This window comes from Pseudomonas sp. LA5 (genome assembly GCF_028640825.1).
Lineage (GTDB): Bacteria > Pseudomonadota > Gammaproteobacteria > Pseudomonadales > Pseudomonadaceae > Chryseomonas > Chryseomonas aestiva.
In genome coordinates, this window is sequence record NZ_JAQYZY010000039.1 from 162,165 (window position 1) to 185,993 (window position 23,829).

Genomic DNA, 23,829 nt, shown 5'->3' on the forward strand with positions numbered 1-23,829 from the left:
TGCTGCCAGTTGTAACAGGACTTGTGAAAAGCATCACGAAAGACGCATTGGCAGTGGCCTAGCTGCCAATGGTCAGTTCCTGGAAGCGCTGCTCGGGCAGCGCGGCGGCACCCTGGCCGGGACGCAGCGCCTGGTCGCCCAGGCGCTCGACCAGAAAGTCGATGAACACCTTGAGCTTGGGTGGCAGGTGGCGCGTCGCCGGATAGAGCAGCCAGGCGCCGCCGTGGTAATGCGGCAGAAAGGACCACTCCGGCAGCACCTGGACGATCTCGCCGCGGGCCAGGGCCGCCTGGGCGGTGAACAGTGGCAGGCTGCCGATGCCGATGTGGTTGAGCACCGCGTCCAGCCGCACCCCGGTGTGGTTGGCGGCATAGCGCCCGCGCACGTTGACGTGGACCACCTTGGCGCCCTGGCGGAATTTCCAGCGCGAATCGGCCGGCTCTTCCGCCAGGTAGATGCAGCTGTGCCCGGCCAGATCGCGGGGATGGGCGGGCTGACCGTGCGCGGCCAGGTACTGCGGCGTGGCGCAGAGCAGGTGCTCGATGGTCAGCAACTGGCGGCCCACCAGTCCGGGCGGTGGCCGATCGGTGATGCGGATGGCCAGGTCGACGTTCTCGTCGATCAGATCGACATAGCGGTCCTCCAGCAGCAACTGCACGTCCACCGCCGGGTAGCGCCGCAGGAAATCGGCCATGTGCGGATGGATCACCGTGCTGCCTACCGCCTTGGGCACCGACAGCCGGACGATGCCGGCCGGCGCCTGGTTGAACTGGCCACTGACCTCCAGCACCGCCCGCGCGGCGCCGACCATGTCGCTGCAGCGCCGAAAGACCTCCTCCCCCGCCTCCGACAGCCGCAGCTTGCGCGTACTGCGATTGAGCAAGCGTGTGCCCAGGGCCTTCTCCAGGCGTGCCACGCTGCGACTGGTGGAAGACGGGGTCAGACCGAGCTGACGGGCCGCCGCAGAGAAGCTGCCGCTCTCCACCACCCGCACGAAAATGGCCATCTCGCTGAGCAGCGGCAGGGGAAGATTTATGCTCACAGCGCAAAATTCCTTTGGAGAGAGGGTGGATTATCACCCTTGCGTGCGATCTTTAGAATGAGGATGTTTCTCGTTTTCTAGGTAGTAGACGTATGACCGAGCGCCTGTATTTTCTGAGCGACAGCCTGATCGCCGAGGTCGAGGTCCACGCCTGTAGCGCCGCCGAGGACGGTTATATCGTCGAACTGCTGGCCACGCCCTTCCATCCCCAGGGCGGTGGGCAGCCCAGCGACACCGGCTGGATCGGTACCGCCGAGGTGACCCGGGTGGTCCAGGACGGCGACCGCATCCTGCACCACACCACCCGCCCCCTGGCGCCCGGTCGCGTGCTGGCCCGGGTCGACGAAGATCGGCGCCAGCTGCATTCGCGGCTGCATTCGGCCGGGCATCTGCTCGGCCACATCGGCGAGATCCATGGCTGGATACCGGTCAAGGCCCATCACTGGCCGGGCGAAGGCCGCATCGAATTCGTCCCCGGCGAGGATACCGTAGCCTTGGACGTTGAATCCTGGCAGGGCTTCTTCGACGCCCTGGTGGAAGAAGACCTGCCGCTGCACGTCGAGGTGCAGGCCGGTGGCCAGCGCCAGGTGCGCTTTGGCGAGGACGTGGCGCGCTATGCCTGCGGCGGGACCCACGTGCGCTCCCTGCGCGCGGTCGGCGCCCTGAGCGCCCTGGGCGTCAAGGAAAAGAAGGGACGCCTGCTGGTGAGCTACGACATGGCTGGCGCCTGATCAACCGCTCACCTCACCCGCAGAAAGGAAGCGCCATGCTGCTCGAACTCGACGCTCTCGACACCGAGAGCCTGCTCCGTCTCACCGAAGAACGCCTGCTGGCGGTGCGGGTGCGCCGCTTCGTGCCGCGCCCGCTGGCCGACGACCTCGGCCAGCAGATCCTCGGCAACGGCTTCGCCACCTACACCAATGCCCCCAGCATCGGCCGCATCGGCATGGCCTTCTACGAGGCGGAACACCAGCGCGCGCAGATGGACGACTATTTCGCCAGCGTCGCCAGCAACCTGGAAGAATTGCGCCGGCGCTGCCGCCCCTATCTCAATCCCATCGACCTGGTGCGCTGCACCCTCGACGAGGTCTGGCCCGCCGGCGCCCGCCTGCAGACCCTCTGGGGTCGCAAGATGTACGTCGGCCTGTCGCGGGTGGTGAAGCCCGGGGTGCGCTTTCTCGCCCACCACGACATCTTCGCCAAGGACGCGCCGGGCAGCGAGGAAGCCGAAAGCCTGGTCACCCAGCTGGCCTGCAACGTCTACCTGACCATGCCCAGCCGGGGCGGCGAACTGCAGCTCTGGTCACGCGAGCTGGCGCCGGAGGCCTTCGACGCCCTGCGCGGCGACAGCTACGGCATCGAGCCCGACCGGCTCGGTCCGCCCTGCCTGACCATCCGCCCGGAACCGGGCGACCTGATTCTCTTCAATTCCCGCCGCATGCACGCCGTGACGCCAGGCAACGACCAGCCACGGCTGTCGCTGTCGTGCTTCGTGGGCTATCGCGGGGCGGCCGAACCCCTCACGTACTGGAGCTGACATGTCCCCCTACCTGAGCGAATTCCTCGCCCTGGCGACCATCCACTTCCTCGCCGTGCTCGCGCCCGGCCCGGATTTCGCCGTGACCGTGCGGCAGAGCGTGAGATACGGGCGGCTGATCGGCCTGTGCACCGCCCTGGGCATCGGCGCCGGGATCTCGGTCCACGTGCTCTACACCCTGCTCGGCATCGGCGCCCTGATGCACGCCACGCCCTGGCTGCTGGGGGTCGCCAAGGTCGTCGGCGGCGCCTACATCCTCTGGCTGGGCTTCAACCTGATCCGCAGCAAGCCCACCGCCGCGCCGCTGGACGACAGCCAGTGGCAGCAGGCCGACCTGCAGCGGCAGTCGCCCGGCAAGGCCTTCCTCACCGGCTTCCTGACCAACGCCACCAACCCCAAGGCCACCCTGTTCTTCCTGGCCATCTTCACCACCGTGGTCAGCGGCAGTACGCCGCTGACCGTCCAGGGCCTCTATGGCCTGTGGATGTGCGCGGTCAACGCCGGCTGGTTCGCCCTGGTCAGCCTGCTGTTTTCCAGTCCGCGCGTTCGCCAGACCTTTCTGCGCCTGGGCCACTGGTTCGAGCGAACCATGGGCCTGGTGCTGGTTTTCTTCGCCGGTCGACTGCTGTTGTCGGCGCTTTGACGTCAGTCCATTCGTATTGGAGGTCCTCCATGCCCTACGTCCACCGCGCTCCCGCTGGTATTCCCACGGAAAAGTTCGTCGTCCGCCTGCCCGACGGGATGCGTGAACGCATCGCCGCCGTGGCCCGCTCCCATCGGCACAGCATGAACACCGAGATCGTCGCCTGGCTGGAGCGTAGCCTGGTACAGGACGGGGTGCTGGAGCAGCCGCAGGTCGAAGCGGACGACGAGCTGCTCAATGCCAGCGAGCAACTGCTGCTGCAGCGCTTTCGCCAGCTCAACGAGCGTCAGCAGAATGCGCTGATCTCGGTGCTGGAGCTGGAGTTGCCCGTTCCCGTGCACAGCCGCGAAACCGCCTGAGTCCGGCCGGCACCGCCGCGGACGGAACCGGCCGTCGGCAGCAGGGCCGCCCACCAGGCGGCCCTGACGTGCGGCTTTCAAGTATCGATCGGGACGGCCGATGAAGGGGGTCTTCGTTCTCTCTTCCGGAATTCCCATGTCTGTATCCAAAGCCTCCTGGCTGAGCAATCTCGGCATTTCCAAGAAGCTGGCGCTGGGCTTCGGTGCCCTGCTGGTCATGGTGACGGTGGTGGCGCTGTTCGGTTACCTCACCGCCAACACCCTGCTCGACCGCATCACCAAGACGCGCTACAGCGGTCAGCTCAAGGCCGACGTGCTCAACGTCAGGATCGACGAAAAGGCCTACCTGCTCGATCCCAGCGCGGCCAGTGCCACCCGGCAACAGGCCACTCTGGCCAGGGTGACGGAAGACATCGGGCAGGGCCTCACCCTGCTGACCAACCCGGCCAACGTCGCCATCCTGGGCAGCATCCAGCAGGAGATGAAGACCTACCAGGAGCGCTTCGCTGCCCTGCAGCAGGCCAACCAGACCAGCGCCGAGGCGCAGAAGGAACTGACCCGGGTCTCCGACACCGTTACCGAGACCCTCGACCAGCTGTTCGAACTGGTCTTTGCTCCAGGTGGCAGCTACAGCACCGCCGACCTCAAGGCCCTGGCCGAGATGAAGGCGCAGATGGTCGGTGTGCGCCTGGCCATCCGTCGCTTCCTCGGCACTCCCGATGACAGCAAATCCCAGGCGACCCTCAAGGTCATTGACGAGTTGCTCAAGACCCTGGCCAGCGCCCAGAAGCAGATCGATGGCGATACCGCCGCACGCCTCTACAGCGCCACCCAGGACGTGACCCGCTATCGCGCCTTTTTCGAATCCATCGTCGCCCAGAATCGCCAGGCCCAGGCCGCCGTTGCCAGTCTGCAGGAGCAGGGCAACAAGCTGGTGCAGTTGCTGGATCAGCTGGGCGAAGGCCAGCTGAAGTCCGCCGCGGCCGAGCGCCAGGCCGCCCTGCTCAAGCTGCTGCTGAGCAGCCTGATCGCCCTGCTGATCGGCATCGCCGCCGCCTGGCTGATCACCCGCCAGATCACCCAGCCGCTGGCGACCGCCATGGCCATGCTCAAGCGCGTCGCCGCCGGCGATCTCACCCAGCGCAGCGAGGTGAGCCGCCGCGACGAGCTGGGCGAACTGCAACGCACCACCCAGGCCATGGCCGATGACCTGCGTCAGTTGGTCGGTGGCATCGCCAGTGGCGTGGGGCAACTCAGCAGCGCGGCCGACGAACTCTCGGCCTTTGGCGTCCAGACCAGCCGCGGCGCCACCCAGCAGCGCGACGAGATGCATCAGGTGGCCACCGCCATGAACGAGATGGCGGCCACGGTGCACAATGTCGCGCAAAACACCGCCAACGCCTCCAGCGCCGCGCAGAACGCCGACGGCATGGCCCGCGAAGGCAGTCGCACGGTCAAGCGCGCGGCCCAGGAAATCACCCTGGCCGCCGAGGAGGTGCAGGGTCTGGGCGATGCCATGGAGCGCCTGGACGCCGCCAGCGGTCGCATCGGCAGCGTCATCGACGTGATCAAGGCGATCGCCGAGCAGACCAACCTGCTGGCGCTCAACGCCGCCATCGAAGCCGCCCGCGCCGGCGAACAGGGCCGCGGCTTCGCCGTGGTGGCCGACGAGGTCCGCTCCCTGGCGCAACGGACCCAGGAGTCCACCCAGGAAATCGGCGAACTCATCGCCACCCTGCAACAGGGCACCACCGAAGCCAGTGCGCGGATGCAGGCCAGCCGCGACCGCACCCTGGGCACCGTGACCCTGGCCCAGGACGCCGAACGCGCCCTGGAGGTCATCTACCAGGCGGTGGCGGAGATCCAGAATCTCAATCAGCAGATCGCCACCGCGGTGGAAGAGCAGAGCCTGGTCGCCGAGGAGATCAACGGCAACGTGGTCAAGGTCAGCGGCCTGGCCGAGGAATCGGCCACTGCCAACGCCCACGCCGCGGCCTCGGTCAACGAACTGGCCCGCCTGGGCGGCGATCTGCAGCAGATGGTCGCGCGCTTCCGCGTCTGACCCGGGCCGCGCCGGCGCCAGGCACGGGCGCCGGCGGTCTCAGGCTTTCGGCGTCAGCATCTGCCCCTGGATGCCGTCGCCGATCACCAGGAAGTGACCGCCGGCGACATGGTGCAGGGTGCGCAGGCTGTCCTGGCCACGAAAATCCCAGCGTCCCTCGCGAAACACCCGGGTATCGGCCCGGGCGGCGAGCACCTCACCGAGAAACAGGTCGTAGCCTTGCTGGTTGTGCACCTCGGGCAGCACACGGCATTCCAGCCAGGCCACGCAGCCGGCGATCAGCGGCGCGCTGACCTGTTCGCCCGCCAGCGTCTCGATGCCGTAGGCGGCGAACTTGTCCAGCGCGCGACCGCTGGTATTGCCTACCGTCTGCACCAGATCCACCTGGGCGGCGCAGGGCACGCTGAGCACGAAGCTGCCCTCGGCTTCCAGCAATTCGCGGGTCCAGGTCTGCTTGTCGAGCACCACCGCCACCTTGCCCGGCTCGAAATCCACCGCCATGGCCCAGGCCGCGGCCATGACGTTGCGCCGGCCCGCGTGGGCGGCGCTGACCAGCACCGTGGGACCGTGGTTGAGCAGGCGATAGGCCTTGGCCAGGGGGACGGCGGCAAGGGTCGAATTCATGGCTGGACTCCCGCGGTTAAAGCCCCAGGGTAACGCAGCCCTTGCCGTTCGGCGCCGCGCGGGAAAAAAATTGCCGCTTTGCGCCGCGCTCGCCAAACGCCGGGGGACATCAGGGGTCTATCGCCCACTCCCGGTATGGGACCGACAAGAAACCTGCGTTAAGGATGACCTCTATGCCCACTCGCCTGGCTCTCTCCGCCCTGCTGTTCTGCGCCTGCTGTCTCGGCCTGCCGCTGGCCCAAGCACAGACCGCCAGCCCCTCGCACGAGACTTCCGCCACCCAGCCACTCCTCTCCAGCTCCATCAACGACTTCAGCAACGAAGACTGGGATCGTGGCGTCCTGCGCCGGGTGGCCGGCGTGACCATTCCGGCGACCCCGGCCAACGTCGAGGGCTTCATCAGCGGGCGGCAGGTCCAGCTGGGCGATGGCGAGTGGCGTGCCATCACCGAGGTCCAGCGAGTCGGCGACAACCTGGCCGTGTTCGTCGAGGGCCAGCCGCTGGATGCCGAGGCCGTGGGTTATCCCCGGCGCCTGGCGGTGGACGACGCCCCCGGTACCGGGCGCCATCTGCAGCGCCTGCCGGGGCGCTTCAACACCCCGATCAACGACTTCACCAACCAGGACTGGCTCAAGGGCATCTATCGCAAGGCCGCCGGCATTTCCATCCCGGTCACCGAGCGCAATCGCGAGGAATTCAAGCCGGGCGCCATCGTCCGTCTGGCCGACGGCCAGGACTATGCCGTCACCCACGTCAGCGAATTCGGCCGCAGCATGGGCGTGTTCCTCGACAGCCCGGTACTGCCCGGCGAGAAGTACGGCTATCCGCGCCAGCTGACCTTCGTCGCGCCACCGCCCAAGCCCTAAGGGCCTGTTCAGAGTCTCGCGAGCTAGAGCCAAACAAGGCCTAGGCGGCCCCACGAAAAGGCCTGAGGAAGCGGAGTTTATATAGTGTAAATGACCATTCCGAAGGCCTTTGCAACGCAGGTTGGCCGACGCGCAGCAGACTTTGAATCAGGCTCTGACCGCGGGGACTGGCGCTGGTAGAATTCTTGCCCAGCGTCGTCACCCCGGTCCGCCATGTCCAAGCTCAATCCCCGCCAGGCCGAAGCCGTGGCCTACATCAGCGGTCCCCTGCTGGTGCTGGCCGGTGCCGGCTCCGGCAAGACCAGCGTCATCACCCGCAAGATCGCCTACCTGGTGCAGCAGTGTGGCGTCCGCGCCCAGTACATCTGCGCCGTGACCTTCACCAACAAGGCGGCGCGCGAGATGAAGGCGCGGGTGGCCAGCCTGCTGAAAGCCGGCGAAGGCCGCGGCCTGACCGTCTCGACCTTCCACAACCTCGGGCTGAACATCATCCGCCGCGAGTACGTGCACCTGGGCTACAAGCCGGGCTTCTCGATCTTCGACGAGGGCGACATCAAGGCGCTGCTCACCGACATCATGCAGAAGGAATACCAGGGCGACGACGGCCTGGACGAGATCAAGAACTACATTGGCAACTGGAAGAACGACCTCATCCTGCCGGAAGAGGCCCTGGAAAAGGCGCGCACGCCCAAGGAGCAGACCGCCGCGGTGGTCTACCTGCACTACCAGCGCACCCTCAAGGCCTACAACGCGGTCGACTTCGACGACCTCATCCTGATGCCGGTCAAGTTGTTCCAGGAGCATCCCGAGGTGCTGGAGCGCTGGCGCAACCGCATCCGCTACATGCTGGTGGACGAATACCAGGACACCAACACCAGCCAGTACCTGCTGGTGAAGATGCTGGTGCAGGAGCGCGCCCAGTTCACCGTGGTGGGCGACGACGACCAGTCGATCTACGCCTGGCGCGGCGCGCGACCGGAAAACCTGATGCAGCTCAAGGACGACTTCCCCTCGCTCAAGGTGGTGATGCTGGAGCAGAACTACCGCTCCACCAGTCGCATCCTCAGGTGCGCCAACGTGCTCATCGCCAACAACCCCCACGTGTTCGAGAAGCAGCTGTGGAGCGAGATGGGCCACGGCGATCCGATCCGGGTATTGCGCTGCAAGAACGAGGATGGCGAGGCCGAACGCATCGCCCTGGAAATCCTCACGCTGCACCTCAAGACCCAGCGGCCCTACGCGGACTTCGCCATCCTCTATCGCGGCAACCACCAGGCCAAGCTGATGGAGCTCAAGCTCCAGCACCACCAGATTCCCTACCGGCTCTCCGGCGGCACCAGCTTCTTCGCCCGCCAGGAGGTCAAGGACGTGATGTCCTACCTGCGCCTGCTGGTGAATCCGGACGACGACAACGCCTTCCTGCGGGTCATCAACGTGCCGCGCCGGGAGATCGGCTCCACCACCCTGGAAAAGCTCGGCAACTATGCCGGCAGCCGGGATCGCTCGATGTACGCCGCCGCCGACGAGATCGGCCTGGGCGAGCACCTGGACGCCCGCTTCACCGAGCGCCTGGGGCGCTTCAAGCGCTGGATGGACGGGGTCCGCCAGAATTGCGCGGGCGAGGATCCCATCGGCGCCCTGCGCAGCATGGTGATGGACATCGACTACGAGAACTGGATCCGCCAGAACGCCAGCTCCGACAAGGTCGCCGACTTCCGCATGGGCAACGTCTGGTTCCTCCTGGATGCCTTGAAGAACATCCTGGAAAAGGACGAGGACGGCCAGATGACCATCGAGGACGCCATCGCCAAGCTGGTCCTGCGCGACATGCTCGAACGCCAGCAGGAAGAAGAGGAAGGCGCCGACGGGGTGCAGATGATGACCCTGCACGCCTCCAAGGGCCTGGAATTCCCCTATGTGTTCATCATGGGCATGGAAGAGGAAATCCTGCCGCACCGTTCCAGCATCGAGGCCGACACCATCGAGGAGGAGCGCCGCCTGGCCTACGTGGGCATCACCCGCGCGCGCCAGACCCTGGCCTTCACCTACGCCACCCGGCGCAAGCAGTATGGCGAGCTGATCGACTGCACCCCCAGTCGCTTCCTCGACGAACTGCCACCCGAGGACCTGCAGTGGGAAGGCCTGGAAGAAGCGCCCCAGGAACAGAAGGCCGCCCGCGGCAACGACGCCCTGGCGGCGATGCGGGCGATGCTGAAGAAGGGCTGAGGATCTCTGCCGGCACTTACCCTCACCCCAACCCTCTCCCTGAGGGAGAGGGGGCATCCGAAGTCACCCTGACGGTTCACCACACGCCAATCAGTCCCCCTCGCCGGAGGGAGAAGGGGCGCCGGAAGTTACTCCGAGGTTTCGCCCCACGCCAATCAGTCCCCTCTCCCTCTGGGAGAGGGTTAGGGTGAGGGCCCGCCCCACGCCGGGCGCAAACACCAGCCCCTGACCGCTCTCCCCCCTCTCCCCCTGGGAGAGGGCCGGGGTGAGGGCAGCCCCACGCCGGACTGACACCCCCTCCTTTCCTACCCCCAAAACGACACCGCCCCCGCTACCGGTCAGGCAGCGGGGGCGGTGGTCTGGCCGCGCCGGGTCTTACTTGGCGAAGCTGGTCACCATGTCGAAGATCGGCTTGGGACGCTTGAGGTCATACATCATCCCGAAGTGGCGCTCGTGGACCACCGAGAGGGTCGGCTCGTCGAGCAGTTCGTAGACGTTGATCTCGGCCACCACGTCCCTGTAGCTGGTGTTGAGCACCGTGAGCATCTGCTTGACGCTGTCGTAGCAGGCCCGATCGCCGTCACGGCCGCCGTCGGTGTTGCCCTGGTAGACGTTGCCGCAGTTCATCTCGTTGAAGAACACCTTGGTCTTGTACTTGTTGGCCATGGCGCGTATCTGGCCCAGGTACATGTCCATCCAGTAGCCCTTGTCATCGACGTAGGGGTAGTAGTGGAAGCTGATGTAGTCGAAGTTGAAGCCCGATGCCTTGGCCTGGTCGAGGAACCACATGGCCCCATTGCGATCACCCGGGCAACGCGAGGTGGTGGTGCGATCATCCGAGTTGCACGCCATCACGTTGATGGTGGTCTTGAGGTTGGCGCCCAGCTCGTCCGAGGCCTGCTTGATGCCGCGATAGATGCCGACCAGGGTGTTGATGCGATCCTGCGCACCCGCCTTGGCGTAGTCCTGCTCGTTGCCGATCTCCCAGATCTTGATGTCGTTGGCGTAGCGCTTGGCCAGGGTATAGGCCTGCGCCTGGGTCAGCTTGTGGGTGATCACCGGCCGCAGGGTGATGTTGTACTTGCGGGCCAGGGACACCAGCCGATCCAGCTCGGGCAGGTTGGTCACCAGATACTCGCCGGAGCGATAGGTGCGCAGATTGCGCGCCGCCAGTAGCTGCAGGCGGGCCTCCATTTCGGCAGGCGGATAGGCGGCGCTGTTGTCGTGGCCGACCACCCCCAGGGGGATGTTCTTGTAGCCGGTCAACGGCGCCGAGGAGGCGCTGCCACTGGCGACCGGCAGGACCACATTCTGCACCGGTTGCACGCTGGCCGCGGGGGTCGGCGTGGTCGTGGTGGTGCCCTGGGCCAACGCGGTGTTCACCTTCTTGTCGAAGGCGGCCTTGTCGTCGCCCGCGGCGCCACGCATGACCTCCAGTGGCAGGTTGGCGCGCGAGGTGACGCCGTTGGCCAGGCGACTGGTCCAGTAGGCGCTGCCGCTGCTGTCGGCGCTGCGGCCATAGAGGTTCTGGTAGACCTGGTTGACCAGGGCCGCACCGCTCAGCGAGCCATAGAGGGCGGTCGATTCGCCGTTGCCGGCGAAGTTGGCCGCCAGTTGCTCGACGCTCATGTCGCCGGCCAGGCGCGAGGCCCAGTAGTTGAGGCCGCCGGCATCGGCGGCCCGGCCGTAGTAGGCCAGGTAGAGCTGCTCGACGGTGGTCAGCTTGGACGAGGTCGCGGCATTGGCGGCGGTGCCGGTGACGGCGCCAGCCATGGGCGTGCTGCCTGCGGTGGTGCCCGTGGTGCTGGTACCCGTGGCCGGCGCGGCGCCGGTGGTGGTGCCGGTGGTCGCTCCGGTCGTGCCGGTAGCCCCGGTCCCGCCGGTGGTGCCCGCGGTCGCGCCGCCCGTGGCGGTCTCGGTCTTGGCTGGCGTGGCGGCCGTCGGGGTCACCTGCGGACCGATACCGGCGCAGCTGTCCTTGTCCAGGTACTTGGCCAGCACCGCCCACTGCGGACGCTCCTTGCCATTGATCGGCTCGACCGCCTGGTTGTAGGTGCCCCAGCCCGGGCCGGCGGCCCAGTAGGTGGCCGGAATGCAGTTCTGCTTCAGATAGGCCAGCATGCCGTCGAGAATGGGCAACCAGCGCGCATCCGTGTCAGGTACGCCGAAGCCGCCGATGAAGCCGCGCTTGTTGTTGGCCTTGAGCCAGGTGACGAAGGGCTTGAGGCGCTCGACGCCATAGCTGGGCGAGAGGGTCGCCACGTTCAGGCTGGTGTCGAAGAAGGCCTGGGCCATGAAGATCAGGTTGTTGGCCGGGTCCTTGAGCTTGAGCAGCGTATCGTTCCACTGCGGCCAGCGGGTGGTGTCGGCCCAGCCGTTGCCTTCGATGAAGATCGGGTGGGTCGAATCGACCGCGCGCACGCCATCGATGCCGTACTGGGCAGCGGTCGGCCAGTTGCTCACGGCGTCGTGGGGCTCGTTCATGATGTCGTAGCCATAGAGCGCCGCATGGGTGCCCCAGCGCTGAGCGACGCGGGTCATGAGATTCTGGAAGGCCTCGTAGGGGATTTCGCCCGCGCCGATGACCTTGCCCTGGTAGCGGGCATAGTTGTGCAGATCGAGGATGACCTTGACGCCGTACTTCTGGGCGTAGCCCAGGGTGCGATCGATCAGGCCGGCGTAGGTGGGATCGAGATTGGCCCCCATGGACGATTGCAGGCGCTCCCAGAGAATGGGGAAGCGCACCAGCTTCACGCCCTTGGCGCTCCACTGCTGGAAATGGCTCTCGGCCGGAAAGATGAAGTTGCGGTCGTTGACACCGGGCAGTACCTGGGCGGCGAAGGTGGCGCCGGAGAAGTTGAGACCGACCAGGTCAACGGCCTGGGCGGAGGTGGCAAGCGAAGCGGTGGCGAACAGGGCAGGCAAGAGCAGCGCCTGACGCGGCAGGCGGCGGGAGATGGAGCTAAGGATTGTCATCAAGAAGGAACCAGATAGGCCGAGGTGCGCGATTCGATCCGTGCATCCCACCTCGGTACAGCAGGAAAACTGCCGGGGAAGATCGTTTCCCTAGCACCTGCAAAGCCTAGTGCAAGCGCTAGACCAATAAGAACCCGTGCCATCACGATGCAGGGGTAAACGCGGCGTTTTGCCAGATGTACGGTGCCGATGATGGCACTTTGTGTACCATTCATCGGTGACCATCCGGTCACCGATGAGACCTGCTTTCGCGTTGAAGTCAGGTTTGTCCGCTTTCTGACGGCTCAGGGCTTGCCGGCATAGCGGCGGATCAGTTCCATGACCGGTTTTGGGCGGTCCAGGTCGTACATCAGCCCGAAGTGACGCTCATGGGCAATCGGATGGGTCGGCTCGTCGAGCAATTCGTAGACGTTGATCTCGCGAACGATGTCGCGATAGCGCCCATTGAGTTCGGAAAGGATGGCTTCGAGGCTGTCATGGCAGCCCTGATCGCCCGGCCGGCCGCCATCGGTGGCGCCCTGGTAGATCTCGCCGCAATTGACCTCGTTGAAGAAGATCCGCGTCCGGTACTTTTCCGCCATGGCGCGCATCTGCCCCAGGTAGAGATCCATCCAGCGGCCGCGGTCGCGGTAGTGCGGGTAGTAGTGGAAGCTGATGTGGTCGAACGCGAACCCGGCGGCCCGGGCCTGATCGAGAAACCACATGGACCCCAGGCGATCGCCCGGGCAACGGGCCTTGGGGCCCCGGTCGTCGGGGTTGCAGGACATCACGTTGATGGTGGTCTCGAGGCCGGCGTCCAGTTCGTCGGAGGCCCGGCGGATGCCGCGATAGATGTCCACCAGTCGACTGATGCGGATGCCGGCGCCGACCCGCGAATAGTCCTGCTCGTTGCCGATCTCCCAGATCTTGATGTCCTTGGCGTAGCGCTTGGCCAGGGCATAGGCCTGGGCCTGGGTCAGTTGCTGGGTGATCACCGGTCGCAGGGTGATGCGGTACTGGCGGGCCAGGGCCACCAGGCGATCCAGGCGGGGCAGATCCAGCAGCAGGAACTCACCCGAGCGATAGCTGCGCAGGTTGTAGCGGTCGAGCAGCTGCAGGCGCCTTTCCATCTGCGCATCGGGATAGGCGGCGTTGTTGTCGTGGCCGACCACGCCCAGGGGGATGTAGGGCAGGTCGGGCAGGGCGACGGAGTCGGCGGCCCGGACCGGGACACCCAGGCACAGGGCGGCGACCAGGCCGAACCAGGGCGAAATTCTAGGCATCAGGCGCATCCTTGCAGATAAAAAGAGCAGAGCGGCGGAGCATGGCAAAGTGCCGGCAGCGGCTCAATGCCAAGGGTGTCCAGGCTGCGACCTCCGCCACATCGCCGCAGGTTACAGTAGGTGTCCGTGCACCGTGCCGAGGACCTGCCCATGACCACCACCCTGCTGCTGGCCCAGGCCTGCAACAATCGCTGGTCGAACCACCGCCTGCTGGCGGCCTGCGCCCTGCTGCCGGTCGCCGCCCTGCGGGCGCCCCAACCCGCCGCCTTCTTCGGCTCGCTCTGGGCCTTGCTCGGCCACCTGCTCGATGTCGATCGCTTCTATCTCGATGCGCTGCACGATCAGCCTCAGCCCTACCAGGATACCGACTGGCCTGACCTGGCAGCGCTGCGTGCGGCCCAGAGCGCCAGTGACCAGCGCCTCATCACCCTGTGTCGCAACCTCGGTTCCCAGCAACTGACCGAGCTCATCACCCTGCCCCGCGCCAGCGGCCCGGTACGGGAAGGGCGACTGCGCACCCTGCAGCATCTCTTCGTGCACCAGCTGCACCATCGCGGCCAGGCCCACGCCCTGCTCCTGGCCAGCGGCGTGGCGCCGCCGCAACTGGACGAATTCTTTCTCGCCCAGGACGAACCGCTACGCCGGGCGGAGCTGGCGGCCCTGGGGATCGATGAAGGGGAGTTATGGGGGACTGGCTCGTAGTAGCAACTGTCTTCATCGCGGCCATGCCGGTGCGCCGTAGCGACCGCTCCTACAAAAGCATCACCCCTGTAGGAGCGGCCCATGGCCGCGATTCGCTGCTGAAATTCCTATCGCGGCGGCCGATCGCGATCTGTCTTGGAGCGCTGTGGACAAACGCCCACCCGGCCAGCCCTCTCCCTCCGGGAGAGGGCTGGGGTGAGGGCCGCTCCCGCACCGGCCTCCAGGTGGAAAAGACTGCGCCGTTTTCCACCCTACAGCCGCCGCGCCGCGGGTGCTCAGAAATTCGCCGGCGTGGTCGCGCTGATCAGCCGGGCGGGGGCTTCGAAGGGATTGCGGAAGCGATGCGGGCGGCTGCTTTCGAAGTAATAGCTGTCGCCGGGTTCGAGGATGTGCACCTCGCCGCCCACGGTCAGCTCCAGGCGGCCTTCCACCACCAGGCCGGCCTCTTCGCCTTCATGGGCGTACATCTCTTCGCCGGTGTCGGCGCCGGGCGGATAGGTCTCGTCGAGAAAGGCCAGGGCGCGACTGGGATGGGCCCGACCGACCAGGCGCATGCGCACTGTGTGGGCGCCACTGGAGATGTCGATGAGCTCGTTGGCGCGATAGACCACCTGGGTCGGCGTGTCCTGCTCCAGGTCCAGGGAAAAGAATTCCACCAGGGACATGGGGATGCCGGCCAGCACCTTTTTCAGCGAGCTGATGGAGGGACTGACGCTGTTCTTCTCGATCATCGAGATGGTGCTGTTGGTCACCCCGGCACGCTTGGCGAGTTCGCGCTGGGAGAGGCCCTTGAGGGTACGGATGGTTTGCAGGCGGGCACCGACGTCCAAGGTGGGAAAGACTCCTCGAGCAGGCGGGTGAGACGTGGCCAGGCCACGCGCTGAAGGCGTGCCGCGGCACGGTGTTCGGCATCATGGCAACGCTGTTCGAGATTTACAACACCACGACGGACGTGCGGCCCCCGCAAGGCGTTCGCCTGGCGGCAGCAGCGCCCGGAGGCCCTGCCCAGGGCCTAGTCGCGATAGCTGCGCGCCACCCGCTTGAGATTGCACAGCAGCTGGTAGGGAATGGTGTCGCAGCGTTCCGCCAGGTCCGCCACCGACACCTGGCGGCCCCAGAATTCCACCTCGCTGCCCACCCCGGCCTGGGGATGATCGGTGAGGTCGACGGTGAGCATGTCCATGGATACCCGGCCGATCAGTTGGCCGGGACGGCCTTCGATGGCCACCGGGGTGCCATTGGGCGCGTGGCGCGGATAGCCGTCGGCATAGCCCAGGGCGACCACGCCGATCCGGGTCGGCCCGGCGGTGACGAAGCGCGCGCCATAGCCCACCGGCTCGCCGGCTGGCAGTTCGCGTACGGCGATCACCCGCGAGGTCAGGGTCATCACCGGTTGCAGTCGTTCGGCGGCAGCCTGGGACGTAGCGAAGGGCGAGACGCCATAGAGCATCAGCCCCGGGCGCACCCAGTCATCGGCCGCCTGGGGCCAGCCCAGGGTCGCCGGCGAATTGCGCAGGCTGGTGGGTCCGGGCAGGCCCTCGGTGGCCGCGCGGAAGGTGGCGATCTGCGTCGCGGTGGCCGGGCTGTCCGGTTCGTCGGCGCGGGCGAAGTGGGTCAGCTTGACGATGCCGCTGACCTTGCCGCTGGCCAGCAGTCGCCGGTAGGCGGCGGCGTAGTCCTGGGGAAAGAAGCCGACCCGGTGCATACCGGAATCCAGCTTCAGCCAGACCTGCAGCGGCCGCGCCAGGGTGGCCCGCTCCAAGGCCTCCAGCTGCCAGTCAGCGTGGATCACCGTCCAGAAATCATGCTCGGCAATCAGCGGCAATTCGTCGATGCCGAAGAAGCCTTCCAGCAGCAGGATGGGCGCACGGATCCCGGCGGCGCGCAGCTCCAGGGCCTCCTCGATGCAGGCCACGGCGAAGCCGTCGGCTTCTTGGGCCAGGGCGCTGGCCACCGCCACGGCACCATGGCCATAGGCATCGGCCTTGATCACCGCCAGGGCGCGGTCATCGGAGAGTTCAAGTGCCAGGCGATAGTTCTGGCGCAGGGCGGCAAGGTCGATGACGGCGCGGGCGGGACGCATGGGAGGTCTCGGCAGAGAGAGGGAAAGTTAGGGGGCGTTGAAACACCCTCACCCTGGCCCTCTCCCGGAGGGAGAGGGGATGAGGACACTACGCCTTGACGGCGGCGATGACGTTCATTTCCACCAGGATGTCCGGCTTGGCCAGCTTGGCTTCGACGGTGGTGCGACCCGGGGTGGCGCCTTGGGCGGCCCATTCGTCCCAGGCGCGATTCATGCCCTCGAAGTGCAGGGCGATGTCGCGCAGGAAGATGGTCACCACCAGGATGTGCTGCTTGTCGCTGCCGGCCTCGGCGAGGAATTTGTCGATGTTGGCCAGGGTCTCGCGGGTCTGCTGGTAGATGTCGCCGGAAAAGTCGTCGGCCAGCTGGCCGGCCAGGTAGACGGTGCCGTTGTGGATATTGATTTCGCTGAGGCGGCGATCAGTGTGCAGACGCTGTACGGGCATTGCGCGGGGACTCCTGGATAGCGGAATAACGGGAGATGTCGAGACCCTCGGCGCTGATCTGCGGCTGCTTGCGGGCGATCAGATCGGCCAGCAGGCGACCGGAGCCGCAGGCCATGGTCCAGCCCAGCGTCCCGTGCCCGGTATTGAGGAACAGGTTGCGATAGCGGGTGGCGCCGACGATGGGGGTCCCGTCCGGGGTGGCGGGTCGCAGACCGGTCCAGAAGCTGGCCCGGGCGAGGTCGCCGCCGCGAGGATAGAGGTCGCCGGTGATCATTTCCAGGGTCGCGCGGCGGCGTGGATCCAGGTTCAGGTCGAAGCCGCAGATCTCGGCCATGCCGCCGACGCGGATGCGATCGTCGAAGCGGGTGATGGCGACCTTGTAGGTCTCGTCGAGGATGGTCGAGGTCGGCGCCATGGCGGCATCGACGATGGGCACCGTCAGCGAATAGCCCTTGAGCGGATAGACCGGCGCGCGGATGCCCAGGGGCGCCAGCAGCTGTGGCGAATAGCTGCCCAGGGCCAGGACATAGTGATCGGCGGTGAGCAGTTCGCCATCGACCCTGACGCCGTCGATGCGATCGCCACTGGCGCTGAGTTGCTGGATCTCGGCGCCGAAGCGGAATTCCACGCCCAGGCGGCGGGCCTCCTCGGCCAGGCGATTGGTGAACAGGAAGCAGTCGCCGGTCTGGTCGTTGGGCAGGCGCAGGCCGCCGGCCAGTTTGTGCTTGACCGCCGCCAGCGCCGGTTCGACCCGGGCCACGCCGTCGCGGTCGAGCAGCTCGAAGGGCACGCCGGAGCGCTCCAGCACGGCGATGTCCTTGGCCGCGGCCTCCACCTGCTGCTGGGTGCGGAAGATCTGGGTGGTGCCCAGCTGGCGGCCTTCGTAGGCGATACCGGTGTCCTGGCGCAACTCGTCGAGGGAGTCGCGGCTGTATTCGGACAGCCGCACCATGCGTTCCTTGTTGACCGCATAGCGGGCCGCGGTGCAGTTGCGCAGCATCTGCGCCATCCACAGGTACTGGCTGCTGTCGCCGGTCAGGCGGATGGCCAGGGGCGCGTGCTTCTGGAACAGCCACTTCAGCGCCTTGAGCGGTACGCCGGGCGCGGCCCAGGGCGAGGCATAGCCAGGCGAGACCTGACCGGCGTTGGCATGGCTGGTCTCCAGGGCGGGACCGGCCTGGCGATCGACCACGACCACCTCGAAACCCTGACGGGCCAGATAGTAGGCGCTGGTCGTGCCGATGACGCCGCTACCCAAAACCAGTACACGCATCGCTAGCTCCTGGCCGGCGAGAGGATTTCGCCGGCTTTCGTCGGAATGAAGGCAGATACGGCAAGTATAAAAAGCCGCTCGCAGTGCTAATCACTGAAGAATTGCCTATATTCGGAGTAATTTTCCGGTAAAGACCCCTTTGGCAGAGACCCCCGCGATGCGTACCCATCACCAGGCCAGACGCGAGCTGGACAAGATCGACCGCAACATCCTGCGCATCCTCCAGGACGATGGCCGCATCTCCTTCACCGAGCTGGGCGAACGGGTGGGGCTGTCCACCACGCCCTGCACCGAGCGCGTCCGTCGCCTGGAGCGCGAGGGCATCATCCAGGGCTACAACGCCCGCCTCAATCCGCAGCACCTCAAGGCCGGGCTGCTGGTGTTCGTCGAGCTGAGCCTGGACTACAAGTCCGGCGACACCTTCGAGGAATTCCGCCGCGCCGTGCTCAAGCTGCCCCAGGTGCTGGAATGCCATCTGGTCTCCGGCGAATTCGACTACCTGGTCAAGGCGCGCATCTCCGAGATGGCCTCCTATCGCAAGCTGCTCGGCGACATCCTGCTCAAGCTGCCCCATGTGCGCGAATCCAAGAGCTACATCGTGATGGAAGAGATCAAGGAGACCCTGAGTCTGCCGGTACCGGATTAGCGCGCGCCTGGCGATCCCGGCGCCGGGCGTCTAGGCTGCGCTCTTTCGTCAGATCGCCAAGCAGGCCACGCCATGGATCCCCGCCAACGCCAACTCATCACCGCCGCCAATCGCCAGGCCTGGGAGCTGTCGGCGCCGCTCCATACCCGGGGCGAGGACTGGGAGACTCTGCTGGAGCAGGTCCGGCAACCCGGATTCTCGGTCCTGGATGACTGCCTGACCCGCACCCTCACCGAGCTGGACATCCGCGGCCTGAGTTGCGCCCAGGTCGGCTGCAACAACGCCCGCGAATTGCTCTCCCTGGCCAGCCTTGGCGGCCGTCCCGCGCTGGGTATCGACCAGTCGCCGGCCTTTCTCGCCCAGGGCGAGCAGCTCGCCGCGGCGGCGGGCCTGGCGCCGCGACTGGTGGCGGCCGACATCTATGCCCTGCCCGCCGGACTCGGCCAGCACGACCTGGTGCTGATCACCATCGGCGTATTGAACTGGATGCCCGATCTGCCGGCCTTCTTCGCCGCGGTGCAAGGCCTGCTGGCCCCGGGTGGGCGCCTGGTGATCTACGAGACCCATCCCTTCCTGGAAGTCTTCGAGCCCCAGGCGGATCAGCCGCTGGTGCCGCGCTACAGCTACTTCCGCCGCGAGCCGCTGGTGAGCGACCACCTCATCACCTACGACGGCCTGGATCACGGCCAGGGCGCGCCGAGCTACTGGCACATCCACACCCTGGGCGCCATCGTCACCGCCTGCCTGGATGCCGGCCTGGCGCTGCAACGGCTGGAAGAGCATCCACACTCCAATCGCGAGGTCGACTACGACCTCTATCAAGACCAGGACGCCCAGCTGCCGATGAGTTTCACCTTGGTAGCCGGGCGCCCCGCGGCTTAGGATTGCGCCTTCGCCAGGTCAGCCAGACGTCGCCATGCAGCCCCACGCGCCTTCCTACTACGCCGCCACCGCCAATCTGGAACTGGACTTTCCGCCCCTGGAGGGCGAGGTCCAAACGGATGTCTGCGTGGTCGGCGGTGGCTTTTCCGGGCTCAATACCGCCCTGGAACTGGCCGAGCGCGGCGCCCGGGTGGTGCTGCTGGAAGCCCGCCGCATCGGCTGGGGCGCCAGCGGCCGCAACGGCGGCCAACTGATCCGCGGCGTCGGCCATGACGTCGAGCAATTCGAACCGGTCATCGGCACCGAGGGGGTGCGCGAACTCAAGCGCCTGGGCTTCGAGGCGGTGGACCTGGTGCGTCAGCGCATCGCCCGCCATGGCATCGACTGCGCTCTCACCTGGGGCTTCGCCGACCTGGCCAACAAGCCGCGCCACTGGCAGCACCTGCAGGAAGAGCATGCCGCGCTGCGGGCCCTGGGCTATCCCCATCCGCTGCGCCTGGTGCCCAAGGCCCGGCTGGCCGAGGTGGTCGGCTCCGACCGCTACCAGGGCGCCATGGTGGACGAGGGCTCCGGCCACCTGCATCCGCTCAATCTGGCTCTCGGCGAAGCTGCCGCGGCCCGGGCGCTGGGCGTGCAACTGCACGAAGACAGCCAGGTCACCCGCCTGGAATACGGCCCCCGGGTGCGCGTCCACACCGCCCGCGGCCGGGTCTCGGCCGATACCCTGGTGCTCTGCTGCAACGCCTATATCGACGACCTGCAACCCGATCTCGCCGCCCAGGTCCTGCCGGCCGGCAGCTATGTGATCGCCACCGAGCCGCTGTCCGCCGAACGCGCCGCGCGCCTGCTGCCAGGCAATCGCGCGGTCTGCGACCAGAACGTGGCGGTGGACTACTTCCGCCTTTCCGCCGACCGCCGCCTGCTGTTCGGCGGCGCCTGCCACTATTCCGGACGCGATCCCAGGGACATCGCCGGCTACATGCGGCCGAAGATGCTGGAGGTCTTCCCCGAACTCGCGGACGTGCGGGTGGACTACGCCTGGGGCGGCATGATCGGCATCGGCGCCAATCGCCTGCCGCAGATCGGCCGGCTGCGCGAGCACCCCAATGTCTTCCATGCCCAGGCCTATGCCGGTCATGGGGTCAACGCTACCCACCTGGCCGGTCACCTGCTGGCCGAGGCGATCCTCGCCCAGTCGGCCGGTTTCGACCTGTTCGCCCGGGTGCCCCATGCGCGCTTTCCCGGCGGTCGCCACCTGAGGTCGCCGCTGCTGGCCCTGGGCATGCTCTGGTATCGCCTCAAGGACAGCCTGTGATCCGCCTGGTCGTGCCCCTGCTGCTGGCGCTGCTGGCCGGCTGCGCCACGCCGATTCCGCGCCACGCCTCCCAGGTCCTGCCGGTCGCCGGCACCGCCCTGGACAGCCAGGTGCGCATGGCCGGCGCCACCCATCCGGGCCTGTCGGGTCTGCGTCTGCTGGAAACCAGCACCGACGCCTTCACCGCTCGCGCCGAGCTGATCCGCAAGGCCCAGCGCAGCCTGGACATCCAGTACTACATCGTCCACGACGGCCTGACCACGCGGCTGCTGGTCAACGAACTGCTCAAGGCGGCGGATCGCGGCGTGCGCATCCGCTTTCTCATCGACGACACCAGCAGCGACGGCAACGACTACCAGATCGCCGTGCTGGCGGCCCATCCCAATGTGCAGATCCGCGTCTTCAATCCGCTGCACCTGGGCCGCAGCACCGGTCCGACCCGGGCCCTGGGCCGCCTGGTGGATCTCAACCATCAGCACCGCCGCATGCACAACAAGCTGTGGCTGGCCGACGACAGCGTGGCCATCGTCGGCGGCCGCAACCTGGGCGACGAGTACTTCGATGCCCGCCCGGAGATGAACTTCACCGATCTCGACCTGCTCGCCGCCGGCCCGGTGGCGCGGCAGCTGGGCACCAGCTTCGACCAGTACTGGAACAGTCCGCTGAGCCAGCCGGCCCGGCGGCTGCGCTGGTTCGCCCCCTCGCCCACCGCGCTGGTGCGGCTGCGCGCGCGGCTGCATCATTACCTCGACAGCGAACGCACCCGCGACCTGGCGCTGTACAACCGCCTGCGGCGCTACGCCACCGCGCCCCAGCTCGACGGCTGGCTGCAGGAGCTGACCTGGGCCCATGCCCAGGCATTCTGGGATGCGCCGCGCAAGGTGCTGGCCGAGGACGAACCGGACTGGCAGTTGCTGCTCGCCCATCAGCTGCAACCGACCCTGGACGGCGCCCAGCACGAACTGCTGCTGGTCTCTTCCTACTTCGTGCCGATGAATCAGGGGGTCGCCTACCTGGGTGGCCTGGCCGCCCGCGGCGTCGATGTCCGGGTGCTGACCAACGCCCTGGAAGCCACCGACGTACCCGCCGTGCACGCCGGCTATGCGCCCTATCGCGCGGCCCTGCTGGCCCAGGGGGTCAGGCTCTATGAGTTGCGCGCCCGCCCGGACCAGAAACGCTCCGCCCTGCCCTACAGTTTTGGCGAATCCGAATCCAGTCTGCACAGCAAGGCCATGGCCATCGATGGGCGCTGGTCCTTCATCGGCTCCTTCAATTTCGATCCACGCTCGGTGCTGTGGAACACCGAGGTCGGCATCCTGGTGGACAGCCCGGCCCTCACCGGTCGCCTGCGCCAGCTGATGCTGCAGGGCATGGACCCGAGCGTCTCCTATGCGGTCAGGCGTGTCGAGGATCGCGGGCAGGTGCGGCTGGAGTGGGTCAGCGAACGCGACGGCCAGCCCCGGGCGCTGCACCACGAACCGGGCAGCGCCTGGCGCCGCTTCAACGCCTGGGTGGTCAAGGCGGTGGGGCTGGAGCGGATGCTCTAGGCTTCGCCCTCACCCCAATCTTCGCCCAAAGGGAGAGGGGGTTAGCGCGTAGGTTGGGTTGGGACAGCTCCACCGTCGAAGCCCAATAACCAGCACCGTGCCAGCCCTGTTGGGGCTTTACTAGCGCTCAACCCGACCTACGACTCCATCAATCTCCCTGCAAAAAATCCGGCAATTGCTCATTTTATGAGCAGTAGTCAACCCAGACTTCGGCTAAGGTCGACCGCACTCACCGGCCCCGCTCCGGCACCCGGCCGCCCCCTGCATCGAGGATCTCCCATGAGCGCTACCGCCCTGCGTCACGACTGGACTCTCGCCGAAGTCCGCGCCCTGTTCCAGCAGCCCTTCAACGACCTGCTGTTCCAGGCCCAGGGCGTGCATCGCCAGCACTTCGATCCCAATCGCGTGCAGGTCTCCACCCTGCTGTCGATCAAGACCGGCGCCTGCCCGGAAGACTGCAAGTACTGCCCCCAGTCCGGCCACTACAACACCGGCCTGGCAAAGGAAAAGCTGATGGAGGTGCGGAAGGTGCTGGAGGCGGCCGCCGAGGCCAAGGCCATCGGCTCGACCCGCTTCTGCATGGGCGCCGCCTGGAAACACCCGTCCGCCAAGGACATGCCCTATGTCCTGCAGATGGTACAAGGCGTCAAGGCGCTGGGCCTGGAGACCTGCATGACCCTCGGCCGCCTGGACCAGGAGCAGACCCGCGCCCTGGCCGACGCCGGCCTCGACTACTACAACCACAACCTGGACACCTCGCCGGAGTTCTACGGCAGCATCATCACCACCCGCACCTACGGCGAGCGCCTGCAGACCCTGGCCTACGTCCGCGAAGCCGGGATGAAGATCTGCTCCGGCGGCATCCTCGGCATGGGCGAGTCGGTGGACGACCGCGCCGGCCTGCTGATCCAGCTGGCCAACCTGCCCGAGCATCCCGAGTCGGTACCGATCAACATGCTGGTCAAGGTCCAGGGCACCCCGCTGGCCGACGAGAAGGACGTCGATCCCTTCGACTTCATCCGCACCCTGGCGGTGGCGCGCATCCTCATGCCCAAGTCCCATGTGCGCCTGTCCGCCGGTCGCGAGCAGATGAACGAGCAGATGCAGTCCCTGGCCTTCCTGGCCGGCGCCAACTCCATCTTCTACGGCGAAAAGCTGCTGACCACCGGCAACCCCCAGGCCGACAAGGACATGCAGCTGTTCGCCCGCCTCGGCATCCAGCCCGAAGCCCGCGAAGAGCATGCCGACGAGGTGCACCAGGCCACCATCGAGCAGGCCCTGGTAGAACAGCGCAACGGCGAACTCTTCTACGACGCTGCCACTGCCTGACCCTCACGCC

22 protein-coding genes and 1 pseudogene are annotated in these 23,829 nt (G+C 66.8%); 14 read left to right on the forward strand and 9 right to left on the reverse strand.

The annotated features are described in order from the left end of the window. Positions 1-58: 58 nt before the first annotated feature. Positions 59-1,042, reverse strand: coding sequence for a LysR family transcriptional regulator (locus PVZ72_RS15640; protein WP_187980562.1), 984 nt, complete (start codon positions 1,040-1,042; stop codon positions 59-61). Positions 1,043-1,134: 92 nt separating this feature from the next. Between PVZ72_RS15640 and PVZ72_RS15645 the strand changes: the two genes are divergently transcribed. From PVZ72_RS15645 to PVZ72_RS24270, 6 genes and pseudogenes are all read left to right on the forward strand, one after another. Continuing rightward, positions 1,135-1,773, forward strand: coding sequence for an alanyl-tRNA editing protein (locus PVZ72_RS15645; RefSeq protein WP_187980563.1), 639 nt, complete (start codon positions 1,135-1,137; stop codon positions 1,771-1,773). Positions 1,774-1,808: 35 nt separating this feature from the next. Continuing rightward, positions 1,809-2,579, forward strand: coding sequence for a 2OG-Fe(II) oxygenase (locus PVZ72_RS15650; protein WP_187980564.1), 771 nt, complete (start codon positions 1,809-1,811; stop codon positions 2,577-2,579). A 1-nt stretch (position 2,580) separates the two neighbouring features. Next, entirely contained in the window at positions 2,581-3,222 is a 642-nt protein-coding gene (locus PVZ72_RS15655) for a LysE family translocator (protein WP_158893854.1), read from the forward strand. Positions 3,223-3,251: 29 nt separating this feature from the next. Beyond that, complete coding sequence (locus tag PVZ72_RS15660) at positions 3,252-3,581, forward strand: Arc family DNA-binding protein (protein WP_158893856.1); 330 nt, start codon at positions 3,252-3,254, stop codon at positions 3,579-3,581. A gap of 217 nt (positions 3,582-3,798) precedes the next feature. Beyond that, positions 3,799-4,944 (forward strand): annotated as a pseudogene (locus tag PVZ72_RS24265) (methyl-accepting chemotaxis protein); the annotation flags it as partial. Beyond that, complete coding sequence (locus PVZ72_RS24270) at positions 4,918-5,643, forward strand: methyl-accepting chemotaxis protein (RefSeq protein ID WP_437179448.1); 726 nt, start codon at positions 4,918-4,920, stop codon at positions 5,641-5,643. The pseudogene PVZ72_RS24265 and the gene PVZ72_RS24270, both read left to right, overlap by 27 nt. A gap of 39 nt (positions 5,644-5,682) precedes the next feature. Here the strand turns inward: PVZ72_RS24270 and PVZ72_RS15670 are convergent, their stop codons facing one another. Next, positions 5,683-6,267: a flavin reductase family protein gene (locus PVZ72_RS15670; RefSeq protein WP_187980566.1), complete on the reverse strand. Its 585-nt coding sequence runs from the start codon at positions 6,265-6,267 to the stop codon at positions 5,683-5,685. A 173-nt stretch (positions 6,268-6,440) separates the two neighbouring features. On the opposite strand from PVZ72_RS15670, the gene PVZ72_RS15675 reads away from it, so the two are divergent. Then, positions 6,441-7,133, forward strand: a complete 693-nt coding sequence (locus PVZ72_RS15675; RefSeq protein WP_187980567.1) for a hypothetical protein — start codon at positions 6,441-6,443, stop codon at positions 7,131-7,133. A gap of 213 nt (positions 7,134-7,346) precedes the next feature. Continuing rightward, positions 7,347-9,359 (forward strand): DNA helicase Rep, encoded by a 2,013-nt coding sequence (gene rep / locus PVZ72_RS15680; RefSeq protein WP_187980568.1) that lies wholly within the window; start codon positions 7,347-7,349, stop codon positions 9,357-9,359. A gap of 375 nt (positions 9,360-9,734) precedes the next feature. Here rep and PVZ72_RS15685 read toward each other — a convergent pair whose 3' ends face one another. The 3 genes from PVZ72_RS15685 to PVZ72_RS15695 all read right to left on the reverse strand — a co-directional run bounded on the left by PVZ72_RS15685 (position 9,735) and on the right by PVZ72_RS15695 (position 13,597). Continuing rightward, positions 9,735-12,335 carry a cellulase family glycosylhydrolase gene (locus tag PVZ72_RS15685; protein WP_187980569.1) on the reverse strand — a complete coding sequence of 867 codons (2,601 nt, stop codon included), beginning with the start codon at positions 12,333-12,335 and terminating at the stop codon, positions 9,735-9,737. Continuing rightward, a complete protein-coding gene (locus tag PVZ72_RS15690) occupies positions 12,335-12,550 on the reverse strand; it encodes a hypothetical protein (protein ID WP_273862419.1) in 216 nt (71 codons plus the stop codon). Before PVZ72_RS15690 ends, PVZ72_RS15685 begins: the two co-directional genes overlap by 1 nt. A gap of 69 nt (positions 12,551-12,619) precedes the next feature. Beyond that, a complete protein-coding gene (locus tag PVZ72_RS15695) occupies positions 12,620-13,597 on the reverse strand; it encodes a hypothetical protein (protein ID WP_273862420.1) in 978 nt (325 codons plus the stop codon). Between the two features lie 120 nt (positions 13,598-13,717). Between PVZ72_RS15695 and PVZ72_RS15700 the strand changes: the two genes are divergently transcribed. Beyond that, positions 13,718-14,299 carry a DinB family protein gene (locus PVZ72_RS15700; RefSeq protein WP_273862421.1) on the forward strand — a complete coding sequence of 194 codons (582 nt, stop codon included), beginning with the start codon at positions 13,718-13,720 and terminating at the stop codon, positions 14,297-14,299. A gap of 275 nt (positions 14,300-14,574) precedes the next feature. Here PVZ72_RS15700 and PVZ72_RS15705 read toward each other — a convergent pair whose 3' ends face one another. From PVZ72_RS15705 to dadA, 4 genes are all read right to left on the reverse strand, one after another. After that, entirely contained in the window at positions 14,575-15,129 is a 555-nt protein-coding gene (locus PVZ72_RS15705) for a cupin domain-containing protein (RefSeq protein WP_007159860.1), read from the reverse strand. Positions 15,130-15,311: 182 nt separating this feature from the next. Further along, positions 15,312-16,382: an alanine racemase gene (gene alr, locus PVZ72_RS15710; protein WP_273862422.1), complete on the reverse strand. Its 1,071-nt coding sequence runs from the start codon at positions 16,380-16,382 to the stop codon at positions 15,312-15,314. Positions 16,383-16,470: 88 nt separating this feature from the next. Beyond that, complete coding sequence (locus PVZ72_RS15715) at positions 16,471-16,827, reverse strand: RidA family protein (protein WP_187980572.1); 357 nt, start codon at positions 16,825-16,827, stop codon at positions 16,471-16,473. Continuing rightward, positions 16,802-18,100, reverse strand: a complete 1,299-nt coding sequence (gene dadA, locus PVZ72_RS15720; protein ID WP_273862423.1) for a D-amino acid dehydrogenase — start codon at positions 18,098-18,100, stop codon at positions 16,802-16,804. The genes PVZ72_RS15715 and dadA overlap by 26 nt, the downstream gene beginning before the upstream one ends. Positions 18,101-18,257: 157 nt before the next feature. On the opposite strand from dadA, the gene PVZ72_RS15725 reads away from it, so the two are divergent. The 5 genes from PVZ72_RS15725 (at position 18,258) to bioB (ending at position 23,819) form a co-directional block, all read left to right on the forward strand. After that, on the forward strand, positions 18,258-18,746 hold the full coding sequence (locus PVZ72_RS15725) for an Lrp/AsnC ligand binding domain-containing protein (protein WP_007159864.1): 489 nt from the start codon (positions 18,258-18,260) through the stop codon (positions 18,744-18,746). 72 nt (positions 18,747-18,818) lie between these two features. Beyond that, a complete protein-coding gene (locus tag PVZ72_RS15730; RefSeq protein WP_273862424.1) occupies positions 18,819-19,628 on the forward strand; it encodes a class I SAM-dependent methyltransferase in 810 nt (269 codons plus the stop codon). A gap of 34 nt (positions 19,629-19,662) precedes the next feature. Next, on the forward strand, positions 19,663-20,943 hold the full coding sequence (locus tag PVZ72_RS15735) for an NAD(P)/FAD-dependent oxidoreductase (protein WP_273862425.1): 1,281 nt from the start codon (positions 19,663-19,665) through the stop codon (positions 20,941-20,943). Continuing rightward, the gene (locus PVZ72_RS15740; RefSeq protein ID WP_273862426.1) at positions 20,940-22,490 is read left to right on the forward strand and encodes a phospholipase D family protein; all 1,551 of its coding nucleotides are present in this window, start codon (positions 20,940-20,942) and stop codon (positions 22,488-22,490) included. Before PVZ72_RS15735 ends, PVZ72_RS15740 begins: the two co-directional genes overlap by 4 nt. A 279-nt stretch (positions 22,491-22,769) precedes the next feature. After that, the gene (bioB, locus tag PVZ72_RS15745) at positions 22,770-23,819 is read left to right on the forward strand and encodes a biotin synthase BioB (RefSeq protein WP_273862427.1); all 1,050 of its coding nucleotides are present in this window, start codon (positions 22,770-22,772) and stop codon (positions 23,817-23,819) included. The last annotated feature ends 10 nt before the right edge of the window (positions 23,820-23,829 follow it).